This window comes from Microbulbifer mixtoriginis (SeqCode) (genome assembly GCF_052466695.1).
This window is the reverse complement of record NZ_CP174285.1, coordinates 1,552,132-1,574,626: the sequence shown is the minus strand read 5'-3', so window position 1 is coordinate 1,574,626 and position 22,495 is coordinate 1,552,132. Positions and strand designations below refer to the sequence as shown.

Annotated in this window: 19 protein-coding genes; 5 read left to right on the top strand and 14 right to left on the bottom strand. The window is 47.1% G+C overall.

The window, feature by feature from the left end; translation table 11 throughout:
• Positions 1-18 precede the first annotated feature (18 nt).
• Together ACJJI0_RS06825 and ACJJI0_RS06820 are read right to left on the bottom strand one after the other, a co-directional pair.
• Entirely contained in the window at positions 19-360 is a 342-nt protein-coding gene (locus ACJJI0_RS06825) for a hypothetical protein (protein ID WP_444885255.1), read from the bottom strand.
• 31 nt (positions 361-391) lie between these two features.
• Positions 392-1,966, bottom strand: coding sequence for a hypothetical protein (locus ACJJI0_RS06820; RefSeq protein WP_444885254.1), 1,575 nt, complete (start codon positions 1,964-1,966; stop codon positions 392-394).
• A gap of 548 nt (positions 1,967-2,514) precedes the next feature.
• On the opposite strand from ACJJI0_RS06820, the gene ACJJI0_RS06815 reads away from it, so the two are divergent.
• A complete protein-coding gene (locus tag ACJJI0_RS06815; protein ID WP_444885253.1) occupies positions 2,515-3,738 on the top strand; it encodes an enterotoxin (HBL) in 1,224 nt (407 codons plus the stop codon).
• Positions 3,739-3,861: 123 nt separating this feature from the next.
• Here ACJJI0_RS06815 and greB read toward each other — a convergent pair whose 3' ends face one another.
• Entirely contained in the window at positions 3,862-4,362 is a 501-nt protein-coding gene (greB, locus tag ACJJI0_RS06810; protein WP_252085569.1) for a transcription elongation factor GreB, read from the bottom strand.
• 38 nt (positions 4,363-4,400) lie between these two features.
• Positions 4,401-6,347: a S9 family peptidase gene (locus tag ACJJI0_RS06805; RefSeq protein ID WP_444885252.1), complete on the bottom strand. Its 1,947-nt coding sequence runs from the start codon at positions 6,345-6,347 to the stop codon at positions 4,401-4,403.
• Positions 6,348-6,638: 291 nt separating this feature from the next.
• Here ACJJI0_RS06805 and ACJJI0_RS06800 point away from each other — a divergent pair, with 291 nt between their 5' ends.
• Both ACJJI0_RS06800 and ACJJI0_RS06795 read left to right on the top strand, forming a co-directional pair.
• Positions 6,639-7,493 (top strand): beta-keto acid cleavage family enzyme, encoded by an 855-nt coding sequence (locus tag ACJJI0_RS06800; RefSeq protein ID WP_444885251.1) that lies wholly within the window; start codon positions 6,639-6,641, stop codon positions 7,491-7,493.
• A gap of 317 nt (positions 7,494-7,810) precedes the next feature.
• Complete coding sequence (locus ACJJI0_RS06795; RefSeq protein ID WP_444885250.1) at positions 7,811-9,283, top strand: alanine/glycine:cation symporter family protein; 1,473 nt, start codon at positions 7,811-7,813, stop codon at positions 9,281-9,283.
• A 60-nt stretch (positions 9,284-9,343) separates the two neighbouring features.
• On the opposite strand, the gene ACJJI0_RS06790 is transcribed toward ACJJI0_RS06795, so the two are convergent.
• Entirely contained in the window at positions 9,344-9,718 is a 375-nt protein-coding gene (locus tag ACJJI0_RS06790) for a SirB2 family protein (protein WP_444885249.1), read from the bottom strand.
• 675 nt (positions 9,719-10,393) lie between these two features.
• Here ACJJI0_RS06790 and ACJJI0_RS06785 point away from each other — a divergent pair.
• Positions 10,394-11,401, top strand: coding sequence for a zinc-dependent alcohol dehydrogenase family protein (locus ACJJI0_RS06785; RefSeq protein ID WP_444885248.1), 1,008 nt, complete (start codon positions 10,394-10,396; stop codon positions 11,399-11,401).
• Between the two features lie 238 nt (positions 11,402-11,639).
• On the opposite strand, the gene ACJJI0_RS06780 is transcribed toward ACJJI0_RS06785, so the two are convergent.
• Both ACJJI0_RS06780 and ACJJI0_RS06775 read right to left on the bottom strand, forming a co-directional pair.
• Positions 11,640-12,467, bottom strand: coding sequence for a hypothetical protein (locus ACJJI0_RS06780; protein WP_444885247.1), 828 nt, complete (start codon positions 12,465-12,467; stop codon positions 11,640-11,642).
• 2 nt (positions 12,468-12,469) lie between these two features.
• The gene (locus tag ACJJI0_RS06775; protein ID WP_444885246.1) at positions 12,470-13,600 is read right to left on the bottom strand and encodes a hypothetical protein; all 1,131 of its coding nucleotides are present in this window, start codon (positions 13,598-13,600) and stop codon (positions 12,470-12,472) included.
• A 937-nt stretch (positions 13,601-14,537) separates the two neighbouring features.
• Between ACJJI0_RS06775 and ACJJI0_RS06770 the strand changes: the two genes are divergently transcribed.
• Positions 14,538-15,830 carry a phosphoinositide-specific phospholipase C-related protein gene (locus ACJJI0_RS06770; RefSeq protein WP_444885245.1) on the top strand — a complete coding sequence of 431 codons (1,293 nt, stop codon included), beginning with the start codon at positions 14,538-14,540 and terminating at the stop codon, positions 15,828-15,830.
• 101 nt (positions 15,831-15,931) lie between these two features.
• On the opposite strand, the gene ACJJI0_RS06765 is transcribed toward ACJJI0_RS06770, so the two are convergent.
• The 7 genes from ACJJI0_RS06765 to ACJJI0_RS06735 form a co-directional block, all read right to left on the bottom strand.
• On the bottom strand, positions 15,932-16,594 hold the full coding sequence (locus ACJJI0_RS06765) for a class I SAM-dependent methyltransferase (RefSeq protein WP_444885244.1): 663 nt from the start codon (positions 16,592-16,594) through the stop codon (positions 15,932-15,934).
• A gap of 393 nt (positions 16,595-16,987) precedes the next feature.
• On the bottom strand, positions 16,988-17,431 hold the full coding sequence (locus tag ACJJI0_RS06760; protein ID WP_444885243.1) for a YtoQ family protein: 444 nt from the start codon (positions 17,429-17,431) through the stop codon (positions 16,988-16,990).
• Positions 17,432-17,588: 157 nt separating this feature from the next.
• On the bottom strand, positions 17,589-18,050 hold the full coding sequence (locus ACJJI0_RS06755; RefSeq protein WP_444885242.1) for a nuclear transport factor 2 family protein: 462 nt from the start codon (positions 18,048-18,050) through the stop codon (positions 17,589-17,591).
• 233 nt (positions 18,051-18,283) lie between these two features.
• Complete coding sequence (locus ACJJI0_RS06750) at positions 18,284-19,078, bottom strand: phosphotransferase (RefSeq protein WP_444885241.1); 795 nt, start codon at positions 19,076-19,078, stop codon at positions 18,284-18,286.
• A 99-nt stretch (positions 19,079-19,177) separates the two neighbouring features.
• On the bottom strand, positions 19,178-19,849 hold the full coding sequence (gene pnuC / locus ACJJI0_RS06745; RefSeq protein ID WP_444885240.1) for a nicotinamide riboside transporter PnuC: 672 nt from the start codon (positions 19,847-19,849) through the stop codon (positions 19,178-19,180).
• The gene (locus tag ACJJI0_RS06740) at positions 19,842-20,117 is read right to left on the bottom strand and encodes a hypothetical protein (protein ID WP_444885239.1); all 276 of its coding nucleotides are present in this window, start codon (positions 20,115-20,117) and stop codon (positions 19,842-19,844) included. The genes pnuC and ACJJI0_RS06740 overlap by 8 nt, the downstream gene beginning before the upstream one ends.
• Before the next feature lie 141 nt (positions 20,118-20,258).
• Complete coding sequence (locus ACJJI0_RS06735; protein ID WP_444885238.1) at positions 20,259-22,439, bottom strand: TonB-dependent receptor; 2,181 nt, start codon at positions 22,437-22,439, stop codon at positions 20,259-20,261.
• Positions 22,440-22,495 lie beyond the last annotated feature (56 nt).

The window sequence follows — 22,495 nt, the reverse complement described above, 5'->3', positions numbered from 1 at the left end:
TAGCCAGTAAAAGTCTCCTCAAATCAGTGCGTGGGAGCAGGCTTTGTATTCATCGAGTAGTGCGTGGGCTACTTCCAGCTCAATTTCGAGCTCCAGGGCTATCTGTTCGAACAGGTCCCAGGCAGCGAGCACGTCTGGGTGAGTTTCAATGCACTCGGATACTGCGTGATCCATTGGCTCTATGGGAAAATCCATTTCATCCTTTTGATGTAAGTTGGGCAGGCTGGGTATCGCTGTCTCCAGGCATTCGCTGCGCACAGCCTCTTTGGCGGCGTGCCACTCCGCTTTTGCCAGCTGTGCCATCGCCAGAAGTACATCTAATTCCGCAATCTGGTCGTGGACTCTGTCCAGTTCTGTCATGCATCCATCACCTGGTGGCATAGTAGCCCTCCTAAGGACGAATTAGGGGCGTAAATAGTAGCTCTCCGGCCCCCAAAGTGGCCTCAGAGTGCTCATCAACTTGGTGGGCACCAAGAGACCAGTAGAGATTGGCGTTGCTACGCCAGGGCTGGAACCAACGGTTGGCGAGCCTTATAAAGCTCACTTCGAAGCTGGACTTACCAATCTCGGCCAGGGCCAGGGAATCGACCTCAACGGCGGGTTTACCATCGAACAGGCTTGAGTGATGTCTATAAGTGCCACTGAGTCGGCAGAAAGCGCCTGGACAAATACCGGCATGTGGTAGGTGAGCAAAGCGCACCACGGCATTTGCCTCGGCATTACTGGAGGGATCTTTCAACATCAGGTGGCTTAATAGCATGCCGCCCTCCTGAGGTGGGGAGGTGACCTCTTCGACAAAGCCCCTGATTTCAACAAACTCTCCCTCTGGACTGGCTTCTAGCTTCGACAGTTCTATATTTTTACCGTTGGGTAGTGTTGCTGAAAAAGGCATGGTGTAGATATTTTTCTGAAGGTTTTTGATGTCTCTATCGGAATTAAGCCCCTCGCAACCCAGCGCAAGTCGATAACAGGCAGCCTGGCTAGCGATGGCAATGCGGGTGAGAAAGTGCGCATCCACCGCGAGATCGCCAAGCCTCTCCGCCAGGCCGCCACTACCACGGCGCAATAATTCGGTGATTGTGTTGTGTATTACAGCTTGAGCGCTTGTGAACTGGGGGAGCTTGCTCTCAATATCTCCGGCCAGAAACAAGCACGCCTGTTTGATCTCCACTGATTCTCCAAGAAGTAGGGCGCTGTAAATACGCTTGTGACCACTTTTAAGTAGGTTGGAAAATACTTTTATAATCGTTTTAATGGAATGTATATTGCGCTTGGAAAAGTCGGTACTAGCTGCTTCAGTATCTAGAGCAATATTGAATTGAGCATGTGTTAGCGCGAGTAGCCCTCGACTTAGGCACATGATGACAGCATCTGCGGCACTGTTTAATCTCAGGGCCATTGAAGATGTATTTTCTGGAAAATAAGCCTTTAACAAGTCTATATTTTTTATCTCCCCATTAGCTAATCTGGCCATGGATTCCTGCAGGTTAATTCTCTCTTCCAGGCCTGCAATTTTTTTGCGTAAACGCGTGAGAGTCTGTTCTGAGAGCTTATTACCGGCTAATTCTTCTGCTTTAACGAGAATCTTATTTAACCGATCTTCGGGGTCCATGCTGCGAATTCGCTGCTCAAGGTTTTCAGACCATTGGTTTCGACTCTCACCAATAGCAATGCCACGCAGCACAAACAGAAACTCTAAACCCATACGGTGATGCAGAGTGTGCAGATAGTTGGTGCTTTCTAAGTGGCCTTGAAGATTGCGATACTCACCATAGCCCAACCCTATACAGAGCCGTGCCTGTTGATCTAGTTCTTTCCATGAGTGAGATAATATCGATTGTTGAAGAGTCAGGGCCTCGCGAAAGAGTTTCAATAATTCAGTAGGCTGTTTGTTAAAGGCAGGGAGTAAATCAAACCGGGCACGCTTTAAAGTATCTTTGAGTGGGTAAGGGCTTTTATTGGCCATTGGCATCGGTGTCTCCTGGATGCGATGGGTGGCTCAATATTTACTATTGGCGGGATTGCAACCTTTTCTATTTGGCATGTTATTAAGCATAGTAAATTATTGAGCGGACATACTTTCGGCGGCTTATTTGCTTTGATGCTTACTTGGGGTTGGGGCTTATATAAAGATAGGTCGGTCTAATTAAGTTTAAAATTTTAGGTTTTCAGGGGATATTTTAAACACCCTTTAATTCAACGATTTTATTGGATTGAAAAATGGGTGCGGTATTTATAGTTCTATAGGTCTGAGCATATGAGCTTCCCGTCAGGCATACTGTTGAGAAATCTATCCCTTATTTCAATTTTCACTGGTTATTGAGGTGCTCATTGCGCTGGGTTTGGCGCTCTTTATTTGAGATGTGAATATAAATATATTTCTATTTCCGATTCATTATAAGGGGTGGCATATTGGTTACAGTTAAAGCTTGCTATATTGGGCTGCGCCTAAATCAAGGTGTTTCTTGGAGATCTCAGGTTTCATCTTAAATATTCATTAAGAGAGAAATAAATATGTCACAGGTAAGTGATGACGTAGATTTGGTGGCGGAGAAAAGTTCCAGCCCAGTGGTGGTGAAACTTTCATTAGCAAAAGCTTTCCAGCATAGTGCTCAATCTATTCGCGAAACTCAGAATACGTACAAGCAGAATGTAGTTGCAATAAACACTCTGGTGACTAGCGTTTTGTCCTCAAGCTTGCCTACCTTAAATCAAAATCCACCGGATTGGAGTGAGTTTGTAGCGGCCTATACTCAGGCCAATACCGATGCGCTTGATTGGGTGAATAATGTACTGGCCAGGCTTCTGGATGTGCCCAGTGAGGTGCAAAGCTACAACGGTATTATCAGTCAGTTGTTGCAGGATGCTTTAACCCAGGCGAATACACTCAATAGTGACCCAGGTAATACATCGGCTCTTAATATATTGAAGAACGACCTGGATTCAATCACCTCTCAACTGGGTATTGTTTCGACCTTTATCAGCGGCGCAGTTCAGGCAATTCAAGGGTTTCAGGATAAATTGCCTGATATGGCGACTCAATTGCAGTCAATTGCCGATAAGTCTGTTCAGGATGCGCAGGCCGATGAACAGCAAATTGCTGATTTAAAGAAAGAAATAAAAAATCTTCAGGCAGATATAAAATCACTGACAACAAGCATTGTTGCTCTTGGTATTGCGGATGCTACGGCTATTTCTTTGGGTACTGTCGCTTCTATAGTAGCCTTCCCTGAAGGTCTGTTAACCTGGTTCGTTATGGGGCCAGTGGCTGCAGTGGCAAGCACCTTTATTGCATTGGATGCTGCCAAAATTGTTGCAGACCAAAAGAGCATCAAGGCTAAGCAAGCAGAAATGAATCTGGTAACTGCAGATGTGTCAACTCTCCAGATGTTGTCGCAAAGCTTTGGGCAGCTCGCTGAGGAGACCCAGCAGGTAGAAGATAATTTGCAGGCTGTATTGCAAGAGTGGCAAACTCTTGAAAGTGATGTATCTGGGGCCATTAGTGACATTCAGACAGCCATTTCTGACGAGGAGGGCGCTAACTTCTCGGTCGTGATCAATGACCTCAATGATGCGATCACTGAATGGGATGATGCCTATTCCCAGGCGGGCAGCTTGTATCTTGAGCTTAATGTGAATGATGCAGATCTAACAATTGGCATGAGCTCAGATCAGGTTCAGTCTGCTTTTGCCAGTGGCAATGCGGTTGGAGTAATTCAGTACTACAACAGCCTCTAGAAATAGATAACACAATATTGACTCAAAGGCTTATTTCGAGGGAAATAAGCCTTTTTTATTTATCAATTAAAAAATCTATCTATTTTTCCTGCTGTTATGCTTAGGGTTATGAGGAGTTGGCCTCTACTCTTCGTAACGGATTTCAGTAATAAAATAGGTCTGCCATTTTTCCCCCTGACGAATATCTATCTCATCGTCGAGTCTGCGCCCTAGCAATGAACGAGCTACGGGAGAATCCATAGAGATCAGGCCAGCTTTTACGTCAAACTCATCTGGGCCAACGATTCTGTAGCTTATGACTACACCTTCTTCATCTTCCAATGTGACCCAGGCACCGAAGAAGACTTTTTCACGGTCTTCAGGCACTTGATCTACTACGGTGATTTCCTCCAGGCGTTTGGTCAAAAAACGCACACGGCTGTCTATTTCACGCAGGCGCTTTTTACCGTAGATATAGTCGGCATTTTCCGAGCGATCGCCCAGCTTAGCGGCATCACTTACCGCCTGGGTGACTCTGGGGCGCTCCTCCTCCCATAGATGCTTAACTTCGGCGCGCATACGTTGCGCGCCCTCCGCAGTGATATAGCGGGAGCCGCGCGGGCGCGGTGGTCTCCATCTTCCCATGGTATTAATGGCTTCCTCTAAAGGTTTGGGATGATTGATTACAGATTCTCAATGGTAATTCCGGGGCCGGCTTCAGCCAGGGGAAAATTGAAAATACGGCTGTAAAATTCCAGCTCTCCCTCCAGGGCCATTTTGATGCTGTCTCCACTACGGAAGCCGTGCCCTTCATTGGCAAAGGTGATATGGGAAACCGGAATACCGCGCTCTTTCAGGGCTCTCACCATAGTTTCCGCCTGGTTTGGTGGTACTACCTTGTCTTCCAAACCTTGGAAGAAAATCACCGGACAGCTCAGTTGCTCCACATGATGAATAGGAGAGCGCTGCTGATAGATTGCTTCGGCGGATGGCCAGGGGCCGACTAATTTGTCCAGGTAGCGGGATTCAAACTTGTGAGTGTCTTTAGCGAGACTGCTCAATTCACCGATTCCATAATGACTGGCCCCGGCTTTGAAAGTGTTGTGAAAAGTCAGTGCTGCTAACACGGTATAACCGCCTGCGCTGCCACCCTTGATCAGCAGCCGCTCTGGATCGGCCAAACCCTGATTGACCAGGTATTCGGCGCCTGCACAGACATCTTCCACATCATAGATGCCCCACTTATCGGTAAGGCGGTCACGGTACTCGCGGCCATAACCGGTGCTACCAGAATAATTCACATCCAGAATGGCGAAGCCGCGGCTGGTCCAGTACTGTACTTTCAAATTGAGGCCGGCAGAGGTGGCACCAGTGGGGCCGCCATGGCTAAAAACAATAAGTGGAGGTTTTTCGCCCTCTGGTGCCTTGAAGTCCGGGTTGTGCGGGGGATAGTAAAATCCGTGTACCTCTCGCTCATCGACATTGAAAGTAATGGCCTGGGCGCTGGAGAAGAGTTCGGCAGCCAGTGAGCGTTTGTTACTGCTGGCGATTGTCTCAAGGGCCTCACTTGCCAGATCAAAAGAGATTATTGCAGGAAAGCTGTCTCTTGCGGCGGCAATCATTATCGCTTTGCCATTTTCGCAGCGCAGGCTCTCTATATCACAGTAGGGCTGCTGGATCAGCTGGTGTTCACCAGTAAGGGTATTTACGCTGGCCAAATACCAAAGACCATTCTCGGTGTAAGTACAGAGAATTTCCTCAGTACTGATAAAGCCATAAGTGGACATTCCAAACACCCACTGCGGTGTGGCGAATTCAGCCTCTTTTTTCCAAAGCGGAGTATCTTGTCCCAGCTTGTATAAATTCCACCAGTTATTGCGGTCGGAGACATAGTAAAGCTCCCCCAATGGCGACCACTGGGGTTGGAAGATGGATTCGTTATCTCCGCCGGCCACTTGAGTGATCTCAATGGCCTCTCCTTGCTCACTTAGAGTGGCCAGGCACAGTTCGGTGCCATCCCAAGGCAGGTTGGGGTGATGCCAGCGCAAGAAGCTCAACTGGTCTCTGCTGGAGTTCAAGGTGGGGTTTGAGTAGAAGTCTGCGCCTTCAACCAAAACCCTTGGAGGGGTAGTCAGCGGAGACTGTAGGTCGATGGCGATAATTCGTGCACGTGCTTCCTGTCCCTGAGCATGGCCGCTGTCGTCTTCTTCAATACATATCAGACGATTTCTTTCTGTGTCGAGGTGCAGGTCCGCATAGCGGGATTCACTTTCTGGAGTAATAGCCTCAGGCAGGTCGCTGCCGATCTCCATCCGGTAAATACGCTGATCTTCCGCAAGTACAAAGTACAGGGTGTCGCCGTGGACAAGGTAGCTACCACCGCCATATTCGTGCGCCTTGGAGCGAATACTCAGCGGGGTGGGGGTGAGATCGCGCCGGCCATTTTGCGGGCAATACTGCACCAGAACATTACGCCCCTTTTCTGAAGGACGCGACTCTAACCAGTAGTAACGCCCATCCACCAAGCTGGCTTCCGCCAGGCGAACACTGCCTTCAACCAATAATTCTGCGTTGATTGCAGATTTCCAGCTGCCATAAGGGGTGGAGTTTGTTATGGAGTGATCACTCATCGGATACCGGTTTCCTAAATTAGATTTTTTTGCATTCTGCCGGGCCTGTTTTAGCGATACAAGGTGCCTTTTTACGGGTTAAAGCCTGTGTTAGTCTTTGATGACCAAGCAAGCGCTTGGTGGTGGGGTTTGATTCCTCCTTCATTAACCCCAAAGTATGGATGCGGCTCAGGGTATTTCGCGCACGGATGAGGCGCAGGTACTGAGAGCATGGCAATCAGCGGAATTCGGCAAAGCCTAGTGTGCCGAACCTAAAGCGGCCCAAATAAAGATAATTCAGGAGAGCCTGCGATGTCCGATGAAGTGGTAATCACCTGCGCCCTAACCGGGGTGCTCACCAATCCGCAACAACACCCGGTTCCGGTAACGCCGGAACAAATGGCAAACTCAGCCAGCGAAGCCTTTGATGCCGGGGCTTCGGTAATGCACGTACATTTTCGAGCTCAAGAGCCGGGCAAGGGGCATCTTCCCAGCTGGGAACCGCAAGTGGCGTTGGAAATTGCCGATGCAATCCGGGCTAAGTGCCCCGGAGTTATTTTAAATTTTTCCACCGGCACTATCGGTCGGGACCAGCGCGGACCTCTCGAGTGTGTGCGCGCAGGTAAGCCGGAAATCGCCGCCTGCAATGCGGGCAGCTTGAATTACTTAAAAGCCCGTTCCAACGGCACCTGGGCCTGGCCGCCGATGGTGTTCGATAATCCGGTAGACAAGGTGGAAGAACTGCTGGCGGTATGTCGTGAAACGGGTACCAGGCCTGAGTTTGAGTGCTTTGATGTAGGTATTGTCCGCTCCGTTGGTATGTATGCCGATGTGGGTATGGTAGATAAGCCCAACTATAACCTGGTGATGGGGGTGGCTTCTGGTATGCCAGCGGATCCCGAGCTGTTGGAGTTGCTGCCTAAATATATGCGTACAGATAGCTTGTGGCAGAGTACTGTGATTGGGCGTGAGGAAATCTGGCCGGTGCACCGCAAGACCGCAGAGCTGGGCGGCCATTTACGCTCTGGAGTGGAGGACACGTTCTATTTGCCCGGTGGCGAGCGCACCTCTGGTAATGGCCAGTTGATTGAGGCTTTGGCTGTGATCGCAGAAGAGAGTGGTCGTAAGGTGGTGTCTCCAGAGCGGGCGCGGGAAATCTTCTGCTAATTCTTTTCAGTGCATAGACCAGTGGGCCCTCCGTGTCACTGGTCTACCTCTCAGAGCCCACCTTCTGTCGATTTTTCCCCATTTTATGCCTGCTCTATCTTGCTTGGGTGCCAAGAGCCGAGAATCCTTTTCGCCTCCCTTTCCAGCTGGTCTGGATTTTTTAAGCGCCGTAGAACCAAGTGATTCTTACTTTTCCTGCAAAAGGTCCGCTTGGTTACCTACCCGTTAGCACTGTAGCGGCTGCTAGTCTTTAGTGGGGATAGCCGTTTCCAGCGGTTGATCTATGCATAAATATAGGCTGTGCTAGGGAGCGGTGGATGCAAGAGTTGTTGGACCGAATAATCAAGGCGATTGATTGGGCCAACCGGCTTTTGTGGGGGGGGATTGAAGGGCAGTGGTGGCTCGGTGTCCTGATTATCGCTTTGTTGCCTATTGGCCTTTACTTTTCCATTCGCAGTCGCTTTATTCAATTCCGCCACTTTGGTCATATGGCGATGGTAATGGTGCGCGGTATTCATAAGGATCATCCGGGCTCAATTTCCGCGTTTCAGGCGTTTGCCACCAGTGCCGCAGCACGGATTGGCACCGGTAGTTTGGCGGGTGTTGCCGTGGCAATTACTGCTGGGGGTCCTGGGTCGGTTTTTTGGATGTGGATGGTGGCTTGGCTCGGTATGGCCACCAGCATGGTCGAAAATACCCTCGCGCAAGTTTATAAAGAGAAAGGTGAGCAACCTGGGACCTTCCGTGGAGGACCGGCTTACTACATCAAAAAAGGCCTAGGCCCTAACTGGAAGTGGCTTTCAGTAAGTTTTTCCATCTTCTTACTGATGTGCTACGGCTTTGTCTTCAACTCCATTCAATCGAACGCTATGGCCACGGCCCTAAACGACGCCTGGGAAATCAACCCCATGCTGGTCGGGATTGTGGTAGCCGTGATTGCGGGCATTATTGTGTTTGGTGGTATCCGCTCTATCGCGCGTTTTGCCGGAGTGGTGGTGCCTTTTATGGCTATCGCCTATTTAACAGTGGCGTTTATGGTTTTGCTGATGAACCTGGGGGAGTTGCCCAAGATTCTGGGTATGATATTAAGGAATGCTTTTGGACTGGAACAGGCTGGCGCAGGAGCCCTGGGGGCGGTAGTTTCCAATGGAATAAAGCGTGGGCTATTTGCCAATGAGGCGGGGCTTGGCTCTTCACCGAATGTGGGTGCAGCAGCGGATGTTAAGCATCCACTAGTGCAGGGCTATGTGCAAATGGCTTCCGTTTTTCTGGATACCATTGTTATCTGTACCTGTACCGCGGCAATTATTTTAGTTGCCGATGTGTATATGGTGGGCAATGTGGAGGGGGTTAAATTAGCTCAGGACTCTCTGTCTAGCGTGGTGGGTTCCTGGGGAAGTGGTTTCGTGGCGTTTGCACTGCTGTTTTTTGCCTTTACTTCAATTATTGGTAATTACTATTACGGTGAAACCAATATTTTTTATCTTTACCATACTCCCACTTCTATATTTTGTTATCGGATAATTTTTTTAATTTTTATCCTGTTTGGTGCCTGGGTTTCTTACAGTGGAAGTACTGAGAATTTTACCTTACTCTGGCGCATGGCAGATGTGGCGATGGGATTTATGGCCTCTACCAATATATTGGCTATTACCTTGCTCTCCGGTGTCGCTTTCAAAGTGCTGGGAGACTATGAAGCACAGCTTAATCAAGGAATTAAGGAGCCGGTGTTTGATGCGAGAAAATACGATATTAAAGGGATAGATCACACAGTATGGGATCGGAATTGAGCTCGCTGCCCACTGAGTTGTGAGCACTGGCTTTGTGGGCAAATTGAATAAAAAAATGTATTAGAGAGTAGGCTTTTGAATTGCCAGATAAAAAATAAAGCCAATCTGCACCATGGCCAAAAGAGCCGCGATGATGCGTGTACGTTGAGGCATGGATTGGCGCAGTGCGAAGAATCCGGCAATCACATAACCGAATACCAGTGCAACCTTTACCGCAAGCCAATGAAAGACAGCCGGATTCCAGCTGCCGATAACAACCAGCGCTACAGCCGCAGATAACAGCAGGGTATCATTGGCATGGGGCATCCAGCGAAGGAAGGTTTTTCTCCAGTGAGGCTTTCCTGAGAACTCCAACCCCATTCGCAACAGAAAAAGAGAGAGGCTAAGTACTGCGGCTGTGATATGGGTATGCTTAATCAGTGTGTAGGTAAACATCTATAAAGCTAAAGGGTTGTTTCAAATTAAATTTCTTAGTCATGGTGTAAAAGTCACCAAGTTTGCTAAGAGTGCAACTAGAGCCGCTGCTGATAATAGCGGCTCATCGCGATTCTGTACATCAAAAAGATAGAAGGGTACTTTTCTGCGTAAGTAATTGAACCCTATCCATATTCAATATTTATCAGTTAGCGGTGAAGGGGCAAGCGGCTCCATGTTGACATTTGGATAAGTTGCTGGTGATTTGCACTCCGGTGATGTTCTCTAAGGCTTACCTCTATTTCTTTTTAATCTTGGAGTGTTTGTTGCGTTGCTGATGCAGGATAGTGTGAGAGTCTGAGGAGATAAGGAGTAAAGAGGTAACAGGCTTTTATTAAGTTTGAAAAAAATCAACCGAGTAGATGCTGGGTGTCAAAGATATTTGTTTGAGTGACCAGTGAGCTTTTGTAAAGCAACTTGCTTTCAATAGATACTTTGACTTTACGATTCAGTCCTGTTTCTATCGCACGATTACAGTTAGCCTACATCCGTTTGGTGGATATTCTTGAACTCTCTCTCATGGTGAGTAGACTGAACAATTCGAAATGGCCGGTAAATACGAGTGTTACTCGAGAGGCAGTGAGAGAAATTGTTTACGGCTTAGTGAAAGCTATTTTTCTTAAAGGATATGTCGATATGCTAAAGGCAGAGTATCGTGAGCGCGGCCCTGTGCCGCAGGATGTGATTGAGGCGGTTCCGTTTAATGAGCCGGAACTGGAAGAGGGGCAGGTATTACTGGAAATGCTGGCTACACCTATCAACCCCTCAGATGTACTCACGCTGACCGGTGAATATGGCATGTTACCGCCTCTGCCTGCCATTGGCGGGAACGAAGGTGTTGCCAAGTTAGTTAAGCAGGGTCCGAATGTGTCAGGCCTTGATATTGGCCAAACTGTTCTGTTGCCCGTTGGCAGTGGCACCTGGGCCACGCACATGGTGGCAAATGCTAAGGGACTTATTCCTCTGCCAAATGAGGTAGATCCCATACAACTATCCATGATTACCATTAATCCCCCAACGGCCTACCTCCTGCTCAGTGAGTTCGTCGATCTGAAAGAGGGAGACTGGGTGATTCAAAACGCAGCAAACTCTGCGGTAGGAACTTATCTGACAAGTTTGGCAAAAATTCGTGGTCTGAAGGTAGTCAATGTAGTTCGCAGATCCTCGCTGATTGAGCCAATGCTGGAAGCCGGTGCCGATGTGGTGCTGGTAGATGGTGATCAGGAAGGGGAGAGCCTAGCCAAGAGGGTTAAAGCTGCAACCGCAGGTGCTGAGATTCGCTTGGGTATAGATGCCGTTGGGGGAATGGCTACTGCTAGGCTGGGTGAAGCCCTTAGTGAGGGTGCCACACTAGTCAACTATGGTGCCCTGAGCGGTGAACCATGTCTGCTCGCTCCAGGGGTGATTATCTTTAAGGATATTACTGTACGTGGGTTCTGGCTGGCTAAGTGGTTTGCTAATGCTTCACCTGAGCGGCAGCAGGAAGTGTTTGGAACCATTACGAGCCTCGTTGCCCAGGGTAAGCTTTCTGCACCAATTCATGCAACTTATCCCCTTAGCGATGTGAAGGAAGCCGTTAAAGTTGCTGCGGCAGGTGAGCGTAACGGTAAGGTTCTTCTAATTGGTGAGTCGCTACACGTTTAACTTACAAGACATCTTCTGGTAAGAAAAACGTCACACTGACTTATAGGTGCCCTTTGAGGGCACCCTATAGTAGGAGTTGCGGGGGTAGCTTATTAACTTCAGGCTATCTTTATTTTACACCCTAATCAGCTGGTTAATTTTTCTACGGAGAAAATGAGAATCTGTAATTTATAGTTTTCGCAATTAATAATGTGTAAATATGTAATCTGCTCTAGGTAAGCCCGCTAATTAAAATACTTTACCAGCCGCTCAGATCTTCTGTATCTTCTCCCCAGGAGCTTGTAGTCTCTCGCTCTATGGTACCAGTAACGACCTGGCTGCCTTCTTCCATTTTGGAAAGCTCCAGGTTATCCATAAAGTCCCACAATGGAGATTTGCTAATGTGCAGGGCTTTTTTGCTGGGAATATGAAATGGAGGCCAGAATTGGCTGGGGGTGTATGCAATATGTAGAAGATGCTTGTCTGATATGTGGGTATACAGGTTGAAGCACCAATTTAGACTTCGGTTACCGTCAATAATTTCGTACCAGTTTCTGCCCTTGAATTTGTATTCTTTAATTTCTTCTATGCTCCAGGCGCTAAAAGCGTAATTAAATCCAGAGTCAAGGAAATGGCCTAGATTATCTTTGTGCTTATTAAATATAAATTGCTTTAACTGGTTGTGGTCAGAGAGATCGAAGACTCCAGATTTGGATGGTTCCCTTATCTGGATCACTCGAATTTCGAAGCAAGCAGTGCCAACAATCCAGGCATCATCCGATCCCACATCTACACTGCAGCCGACATTGATTGAGTGAAGTTCAAACCAAATATAGGGACTCTTATTGCCCCAAAGTGGCCGTCCACCATAAAATCTTGGATAGCTATCTTCTTGGTTGATTGGCGTAGTGTATGGGGCATAATGATTGCCTCCATAAATATGCTTTACTAACTTTCCTGTAAAAGACAGGTGCCAGCCGCCTAAGTCGTAATGGTGTACGGGTAGCGCATCGAAGGGCAACCAGTAAATATCATTGAGTTGCTCAATAATAGGGTGGCCTAGATCCAGTGAGTCTACCTTAGCCATACTTAACCCCATCCATCTTTGAAGTTTCTTACAAATCTTATAGCTGCGTCTGAGAAAGTGCGATTATTGTCAATGCTATTCATATATTTATTTTGATAATAATTGCTGCCCCCCTGTATCATTTTGTCGAACTCAGACCAGGGCGCATCCATTTTCTGGAGGCCAATCACCGCGTTATCTCCATCCTTTACTTGGTGCACCTTACTGGCTATATCATCCAGGCTATGCCTGTAACTGGTCTTTTTCGTCTGTGCACCTACGGCTTCAACTTCCCGCATCAAAAGCCCAATATTTTCTCGTGGGTTAACAAAATAAAAACAATACTGTTGTAGCTTTTTTCCTCCGGCTATCTGGCTAAACTCCTTCAAAGTACGGTGAAGCATCTTGGCACCCTCTCCGAAAACATACCAATGATGCTTTAAAGTTTGATCTCTCTCATCCCAAGGTAGCGATTTATATAACAGGCGGGCAAGCTCTCGAGGTCCGGCGTCTGGCCCAGAGAGTTTCTGAGTCGCCGTTTTCCAGACTCCAAGCTCATCGACGAGATAGCTTGGAGCATAGTAGAGTGAAAAACAGTCGTTTAGTTGCTTTTGGTTTGAATTTCCTGTGGTCTTTAGGTAGGCACCATATTCTTTTGCGGTAGATAACGCATCATATTTAGTACCATCAAAGAAAGCGCCAATTGCTCCAATTACGGTGGGAATAGTGTCATCTTCAATGGATTCAACTCCCCATCCTCCCCTTCCTAATTTCGAGAGATAAAATCCTGCTGGCAGAGACTCCCCTCCGGAAATTCCATTGGCTCGCTTAAGCTCTGTGATATAAACACCAGGACCTCTATTATGACTCTTGCCCTCTTGATACACGGTATAGCTAACCTGTACAGCCCCTATATTTTCGCGGTGTTGAAAGCCATTAGTTTGATTACTTTCGGAGGTGATTCCAGCAGCGGTACTGCTGAGCTGATTCATTTGGTTTGCTGTTTTTCTGCCCGTCTCCGAGTTGATGTCGATCAAATCAATAAACCGAGGAAGCAGTTTCGGATCAATAAAGACAGGCTTTCCATTTTGTCCTTTAGTGTTTTCGTGGAAAAAGATAAAGCCTGTGTAGTCAATATTGTGAGGGTTAGTCATATACTCTCATCCCTGATAATCATTCACCATAGCGCTAAGGCGCTAAATCCATTGCGCGATCATATCATGGAGTGACTTGAAATCTGCCAGTCTTGACTACTGCCCATAAGGGTTTTTATGTGATTTATTTCACATAGAGAAAATGTGGTACGTGTGTAATATTTTGGGGTTGTGGGTGATGAGTTGAGAGCCTTGCTTAGGTGTAATTGGCTGTAATTTTTTGTGCTGAGAATAACCTTGACATAGTCGCCTGAGAGGAGGGTGGGTGTGTCCTTTTTGGTTGTGGCTGTTGTTGGATCACTTGATTTTCTGCTGTCTTAGCGATTTTTTTGTGTTTTGCGATACGTATTATTGCGATCCATAAATGATTTTCTAGTGTTTTTCTTTCAGAGAAGATTTTCTGTAAGCCCTATTCTTTTCTCGCTTTATAGCGGTTGGGAGGGAGTAACTGAGGCGATGCTCTTCAGTGAAGTTGTTGGTCTGAATTTTATGGTTGGCTCTCAAATCCAATTGTTTGAGTTCATTATTTAGGTAAGAAATACAGCCCTCTTTTGTATGGTTTTATTTCGCTTTTTGGTTGGTGATTTCAATAAAATATAAATTATTTTAGCTGTGTTGAGAGAGGGGCTTGGCCTGCTTTCCAGGTGCGGATATAAGTATGGGTTTATATGCGGGTCAGCTGTATGCTTTATAAGGGTTGGCACTATTAGCATGAACATGGCGCCTTTAAAGTCTAATTAATTTTATTTTGGGGGGGCTTTCCTGTTAGGTAAAAATAGAAGCTTTTGTTCCTTATATGCCTAGCCAGTCAATCAGGTTTGGTTTCATTCTATGATTTGATTATTTGTTTGATTAATATCTAGAGGTTCCGACTTGGAATGTATGCCTTTCGCAAGGCAAAATAACAATAAAGTCACTATAGTGACACAGGTACATCATGGCAATAAAAAAACAAATGATCAAATTATCCCTTTATGGGCGGCTAGTAATTCTTATGGTGGGCCTTTTTCTAGTTCCGGGCGTCAAGTCGACAACAGCTCAGGGTGTTATACAACTGTCCCTGCAAGAACAGTTAGATAAAGATGTGCCTTTCAACCATTCGCAATGGGTGGGTACTCACAACTCTTATAATGCGCGGGAGTGGGATAGTGCCTACTGGGCGGATCCCAATCAGGATATTTCAATCTATGATCAGTTAAACTCTGGTGTGCGTGAGCTTACTTTAGATGTCGGCGATTACGGAACATTTTTTGGGGAGAATCAGCTGCGGTTATGTCATGGTGTCTGCTTTGGTGGTGAAAAAAAGTTTCGCCGTGGGCTGGAAAGTATTGTTCGTTGGTTGGAAGAGGGGAATGTTGAGTCAGTCATATTGTTGAAACTTGAAATAAATTCTAATCATTATGGCCAGATAGCCAGTCAGTTGAGAGCTGAGTTAGGAAGCTATCTTTATGAGGCGAGTTTCTCTGGAGGGGGATCTAATCGTTGTGCCGGCCTGCCGGTGGATTCCTTGAGTAAGCAGAATGTGTTGGATTCTGGAAAAAATATAGTCGTTGTAAATACGGATTTAATCTGTCCACAATCAGGGAGCTTTAGGTCTGTGGTACATCTCGGTCTGCAATATCAGGGGTTCCACAAAGACAAATTTAGTAAACCTGCAGACCCCAATACTTGTGAGTTAATGACAACCTCGGCAAGCAAGCAAATGACGCGGTTACACGATCCAAGCACTCTTTATGGCATTGGTAGTGGTGGTAAAGGGCCGCAAGACAAAGAAATCACTGAGTCTAATGTAAAAAGCTATCTTTCCTGTGGGCTCAATATATTTGAAATGTTCTGGTTCAATGGTGATAGTAGTGCGGGGCATCTTGAGCCCGAAGACCTACTCTGGTCTTGGGAAAGTACGGAGCCGAACAACTGGAATGGCAATGAGCATTGCGCTATTTCAAAGGCGAACGGTCGTTTTAATGATGTGGTGTGCTCCAAAAGCTATCGCTTTGCTTGCCGTGATGAAGGTGACTGGAAGATTACTGCTGCGGATGCGGACTGGTCTCAAGGAGAAGTGGCTTGTAAATATGAGTATCCGGGATCAGTTTTTGATGTTCCATTCAATGGCTATGACAATGCACGCCTTATGAGCGCCAAGATCGGAGCTGGGGCTTCCACAGTTTGGCTAGCGTATCACGATCTAAATCAGGAAGGCCTTTGGCAAAAGGGTGTGAACAAACAATAGAATAATACTGCTGCTTCACATAGGAGGAAGTCAAGGAGAGAGGTGGCCTTAATGATGAAGTAATATTTACCAAGTTTTCTCGCAATTGTTGGGAGCTGGGTTTATCGCTTGTTCTTTGCCGAGAAAAGTGCAACACAGCCCCGAATTTCTATTGAATATTCTGAGAATCTACTTTGCAGGAAATTCTCCAGATCTTTCTGGCTGTCTAGGGTGTTAGAGAATATTCCTTTCTTGTTGTAGAAGGTCATTAATCGTTTGGCGATTGCACTTTTGTAAACACCTTCATGTAAAATTGTAGAGCCAAAGATAGTGCCATGACCTGAGAGTAGTTTATTAAGATAATCTATGGCAATAAGCTTTTCTGATAGTCTCCCCGGTAAGCAGTGGAATAAATAATTAACAGAAATGGAATCAAATGGCTCTATATCATTAGGCATTTCACTCAGTACGTTTGTGTGAAATAGAATAGGTTTGTATCTTGCAACACGCTTTGCTGAGATATCCAAGCAGTTCTGGTTTAAATCCATAAGTGCCAATCTGATATGAGCTGAGGGGAAATGACATTTATCCATAAAATAGCCAGTGCCGACACCCACGTCCAAGTGGTTGACGCTTACATTTTCATCAAATTTCTGAAGAATTATTGGTGTAGGGCAGCGCCAAATAAAGCGATTTGATAAAAATAACACCCAAAAATCATATAGCCATAACAGTGTTTTGGAATATGCGGCTTGGCCCTTCCAGACTTCTTTACTTATTCTCATGATACTCTCCAAGCTACTGGGGTGGCCGATAGCTGATAAGGTTGCTCCTGATTGAGGATGTAAGCGTTTATCGTGGGAAACCCGCCAGAACCTTTTGATTGATCTCCTGAGTTTAATTATATGAATCGTACATTTGTGGCCTTTAAGGTCAGTATCCTTGCCTCGGTTTATGTCTGCGCCATCTATTGATGGATTGGTTGAACACAGTGGGATATAGCAAAACATGAAGATGTTGGTATGAAATGCTAATGGATAAATAGGTCATATCAAGGGAAAACCGATCAGTTACTCCAGGCATAAGTAGCTACAGATTAAAAAGAGTGGGGAAAATGAAGGTGAGCGATTATACGACAAACCACGCCGGTTATTGGCCGGCGCTGGTGACATATGGCGTTAAGCCTGGGTAGTGAGGTATTTCAGAATATCGATAACTTGTGCAGGGCTCTGGGCCCAGGCTTGGGCTGAACCATCGACTTCTTTCAAGGCGTGAACCAGGGATTCATCGTGTAGGGTGATGTAAGGCTTTCCCAGAGCTGCGCAGTAACCGGCATCGAATGCGGCGTTCCACTGCTTATATTTTTCTCCAAAGCGAATGATCGCCAGGTCGCAGTTCTCAATAGAGTGTTTGATTCGGACGGCATTAACCTTGGCCGATTTATGATCACGCCAAAAAGAGTTGGACTCTTCACCAAGGCCATCACCCGCCGCATCACTGGCATCGTGATCAGTCACTGCGGATGAAAAGGTGATATCTAACCCTAGATTCTTGCAACCCTCTATAATTTGGGTTCTCCAGTTAGAATGAATTTCACCGGAAAGGTACACTTTTAGCTTCATGGGGCCGCCTCTTGGGATAATAAGCACTATGTATCGTATAGTTCGGCTTATTTTACATGATGCTGCAGTGGATAGGAAAAGACACGGTATTGGCTGCAGCCTCTACAGTGAATGTAGGGCTGGCCCTAAGACCAGCACATTGAGCTTAACTTTAAAGTTAGAGTTTTTGCTTGATAAAGGTTACTTCATCGGGCGTTTTACCAGCTGGTAGTCGGGTAGAATGCATTTGGCGGAGTAACCAGTTCCCATCTACCTTGGCTAGGACGGCACTCTCCAGCCAGATAACATCCTCGCTTTTGTTTTTCTGGGTAAAGTTGGCTTTGTTCCAATAATTGACAGTCAGTAATTCGCCTTGCTGCTCGTAGTTGATGATGCTGAAGTAATTCGTTCGGGTGTAACCAGCGGGCTTAACAACATTAACAAGATCCTCTATGGTCCAGATCTCCCCATGCTCTAAAAGGATGAATGAATCAGTAACCGTACTTCTCATTGCCTGATGATCAAAATTTGACATGGCGGCAAAAAGTTTGTCGATGGTGTTAAAAGCTTCAGGCCTCTTGTCGGCATAGCAGCTGGCGGTGACGAAGAGGAGTAGCAAGCCGAAGAAAGTTCTGGTCATAATGTGTATCTCCCTATACTCGTGCATTTTGATGTAAACCTGTGCAGGTCTGCAGTGATTATATCTTTGCAAAGCAATGGCCGGTCAATACTGATCTTATGTGGTTGGTATCTTGAGCTGTATTGTTTAGGAAGGCTTCACCCATATAGGATCCCCTTTAATTCCTGTTATGTTCATTTGGGGGCTCGGCAGGGCTTTCGTCGGGTTGATGAGGTGGGTTTACTAAGGGGCTACTAAGCCGGCCGGGATACAGCTAACTCCAATATCGCCTGGCATTGAGATTCGATGGTGCTTGAGTCACCGGGGATTTTTTTTGCACTCCATTGCAGTGCATGCCAAAGTACACATAGATATTTATAGATTAGCCGCCAATGGTACAGGCGCTGCCTGTCATCTCCATTTGGTGGGCGATGGAGATAATTGACCAGTAGCTGTTGTTGCTCAGCAGGGGACAGTTGGTGCTCTTCAATCAAAGCAGCAAGGTCATAAAATCGATCTCCCATGGAAGCATATTCCCAGTCGATTGCGATTAGCTCCCCGCTGGTACTTTCGATCAGGTTTTCTTTGGTTAGGTCATTATGACAGAGACCGGGAGTATCACTTACAGCCTTTAAAGCGCTAATACTGCTGGATAGTTCACGGTGTAATTGTTTAAGACGTGGGTAGAAATTTGCTTGAGTATTAATCGATGACCAATAGCGGTCTATTTTCTGCTCAATATCCAGTTGGTTCTTAACCGGCGGGAGAGAGTGAATACTATTAAGCCGTTTGGCAAGTCGCTCCAAAGCGCTGGGGCCCTCTTTGTGCCAGGGCTGGCCTTGGATAAACCTTGTTACCAAATAGTGATATTGAGGGTCACAATAGACAAGGGGAGCACAGAGCCCGGCGCGAGTGGCCTGGTTGAGGACTTGGGCCTCTGTTACTCGGTCGAGATCCAGCGCTTGGCTAAGTGGGGAGTTATGGCGAATAACCAGGAGCTCTTCCCCTGATGAAACTAAATAGGTTCGATTGGTCTGCCCACCTGCCAAGGTCCGTATAAACCTAGGCCTGGACTGGCTCCACTGATGCCAGTCGCAGGGAATGATGTCGCTTAGGCTTTGGCGCATAGGTATAGAGAGGGCGAATTGCTACTGTAAAGCGGCGGAGGCTTGTTTTCCCGTTAAAGAGGTTAGCCCGGGCTGCTCGGCCTGATTTTGCTTATTGTAGATGGATCTCCACTGGAAAAAACCAATAACAACCAATACCACGTAGAGCAAAAAGAGGAACGCAGTCAGGTAGAGCCCTCTATCCAGGTAAAGGTAGATGGAGGCCCCATCCACTACAATCCAGTAGATCCAGTTCTCCAAAACTTTGCGGGTCACCATGTAGGTGGTCACCACAGCTCCCAAAGTGGTGAAAGAATCGAGATAGGGTAGGGCGGCACTGGTAAAGTTATCTAGCAGATAACCGAATACCAGGGTTAGCAGGAAAACACCACTAATCACTATCAAGTGGGTTTGCAGTGACCAGCGATGAATTCTTAAATCTTTGTTTTTATCCTCGTGATGACGCCATTGCCACCAGCCAAAAATCGCCATGCCCAGGTAGAACACTTGCAGTGCTGATTCCATTAGCAGGCTGACATCCCAAAATAAAACTAAATAGATTGCCGTGCTGATAAAGGCAGCATACCAGCAGCTGATTTTCTCGCGCATCGCCAATAACAGGTAAGCAAGGGCGAGAACAACAGCTGCCACTTCCCAAAGAGACATGGCTGCAATTGAGGTGCGCAGAATTTCTAGGAACTCTGAGTTAAGCATGGGGTTTTGCCGGGGCTAGGTCGCCATCAATAAATTTACAAACAAAAATAGCGCGTCCAAACTGCTCATAGGATTTGCGCATTTCTATTTTGAGAACATCCATTAGCAAATCATATTCGCCAAATACCTGAGTGCTCATAGTGTTAGTGATTACTCTCAGGCCTGAATGGCTATTCAGGCGTTCAATAAAGGCTCGAATACTGGGTATGTACTCATCTTTGAGGGGGTACATGCTGATTTCTGCGGAGAGCTGCATAGCTTTTCTCATTATTCACCGAGATCCAGGGGGTAACTATCCTTGGCTCCTATCTATCCAACCCGATTAAGTCCGTGAATTATCAGATAGCTATGTATCTGATAATTCACGGGCGTTAACCATTGGCTATTTGCTAAATTACAAGGTGTCCTATTAGAAAGTATAAGTACCGGTTACACCGGCAATGCGGGGCTCACCCTGTTGATAGTAAGGTTCAGGAGCGTAGAAATTGGCTGGATTGTTGCCATAATCATTACTGAAATAGAAACCTCTGGTGTAATAGTCTTCATTAGCCAGATTTCTCCCCCAAAGAGAGACTTCCCAGTTATCAGCCCGATAAGTGAGGCGGGCGTTGAGCAACTCGTATGCAGTGGATTTTTCATTGTGGCTATTGGAGAAATAAAACTCATCCTTGCCCTCCAATTCCAGACGCAGTACCCAGTGAGCACTAAGATCAATCTCGGTGCCAGTGAAGAACTGATAGCTTGGCGCATGAGCTACATCACGTCCATCCAGATTTACCGGAGATAGTACCGTGCCGGTTTCTTCATCCTTTTCTGTATCCACGTGGGTGCTGCTTATAAAGTTAACAAACTCGGCGTTTAGCCAGCCTGCAGAAGCGAAGAGGCGCACAGTATCCGTGGCCTGGAAATTTATTTCCGCCTCAAAGCCGAAAGTTTCACCACCTGCTGCATTGCCCAGGTATTCCCTAAACTTTTTACTTTCTGGATTAAAGAGTGATTGTTTGGCTTGAACATCGCTGCGGTCTTGGTAGAAAGCCGCTAGCTGCGCCTGTAGGCGGTTATCCAGCCAGTTGCCTTTAGCGCCGAGTTCGTAGTTAAGCAAATGCTCTGTATCGAACTCGAACATTTCCCTGTAAGTGTCTTCATTACCCGCGAACTCTGCGATGATCGCACCGTTCACACCCCCTGCCTTATAGCCGCGTGAAACGGTGGCGTACAGTAGCGTGTCTTCAGAATAATGATATTCCAGGGTTATATTTCCACCCCATAAATCCTCATTGCTATCTGCCTTAGTGGAATAGGAATCAGAATAATCCGCGCTGCGTTTTTCCAGGCGAAGCCCGGTAATCAGGTTGAGAGTGTCGGTTAGTGTGGTGCTCAGCTGTCCGTAAACAGCGCTGTTTTTGGTATCAAACTCACTGCTAAAAAAACTGTATTCCGTGATTGTGCCTTCAGTTTTTCCTGAAGTCTGCAGGAGGTCTTCTTGCTCATGACGATGATAAACCCCCAGTACCCAGCTAGTGCGCCTCGCAAAGAGTTTGGAGCTTTCAGTGGAGAGCAGGCGTAAATCCAGGCTGGTGTTGTCTTTGTCCCGCTGGTAATTGTCAGTTTGGCTGTATTCCCAAGGGTGAAATCCGATATAGCTCCAGTCCTCATCGTATCCGTATTCGGTATCGGAATTGGCATGGCTTAGGGTGGCTTCAAGAGTGAAATTCTCGTTACCAGACCACTGCCCAGTTAAAGCGCCAGCCCAGCTTTCCTGCTGGTCCCGACCGGGCTTGTCGGAGAGGGTCTTGCGGGTATTGTATAGAGAGAAGGCATCGTAGCCGTTATCGGCGTCAAGGTAGAAAAGGGTGAGGCCGAGTTTTAAATCGTCACTGGGAGAATAGGCCAGCTTACCGCGCAGTACGGATTCATCAATATTGTTGGTGTCATCACGGCCCAGGTACTGATTTTCCATATAGCCGTCGGACTTTCGCTCGCTGGCGGCTATACGGTAGCCAAGCTGCTCAGTCAGGCTGCCGCTGCCAATGGCGGTTAGGCTACGACCACCGTATTCGCTCAACTCGGCGGAGACTTTGCCCGTTGTTTCTGAAGTGGGCGCGGCACTGCGCATATTGACCAGGCCTGCTAGGGCATTGGCGCCATACAAGGTGCCTTGCGGGCCTCGTAGAATCTCGACTTGTTCTATGTCCAGGGTGTTGGCGGCCAGGCCAAGGCCTGTGAAGTCGATACCATCAATAACCAAGCCGACTGAAGGGTTTACTGGGTCGATAAATTGGCTGCGTTCACCGATACCGCGAACCTGGATAAAGCGCCCCCGTGAGGCGCCCGTAGAAAAATTGACATTAGGTGCCATGTTCAGGAGTTGGTCCAGGTTGCCAGCTCCGCGCGCCTCAATACTGCTGGTGCCGATTACACTGACACTGCCGGGTAGATCTAGCAGGTTGGTATCACGTAATTGAGCTGTCACTACCACTTCCTCAAGCCCGCCCTCCATGGGCTTAGCGGCCATTGCTAGCCCAGCGGACAGGCCAGCCACAAGGCCGATAGATTGAGCAATCGGGCGGATTGTGAACAGTTTTTTCATGGTTCTCTCTCGAATCAACACTAATGAAAGAGACCCGGAGAGCGACGAGGGGAGGG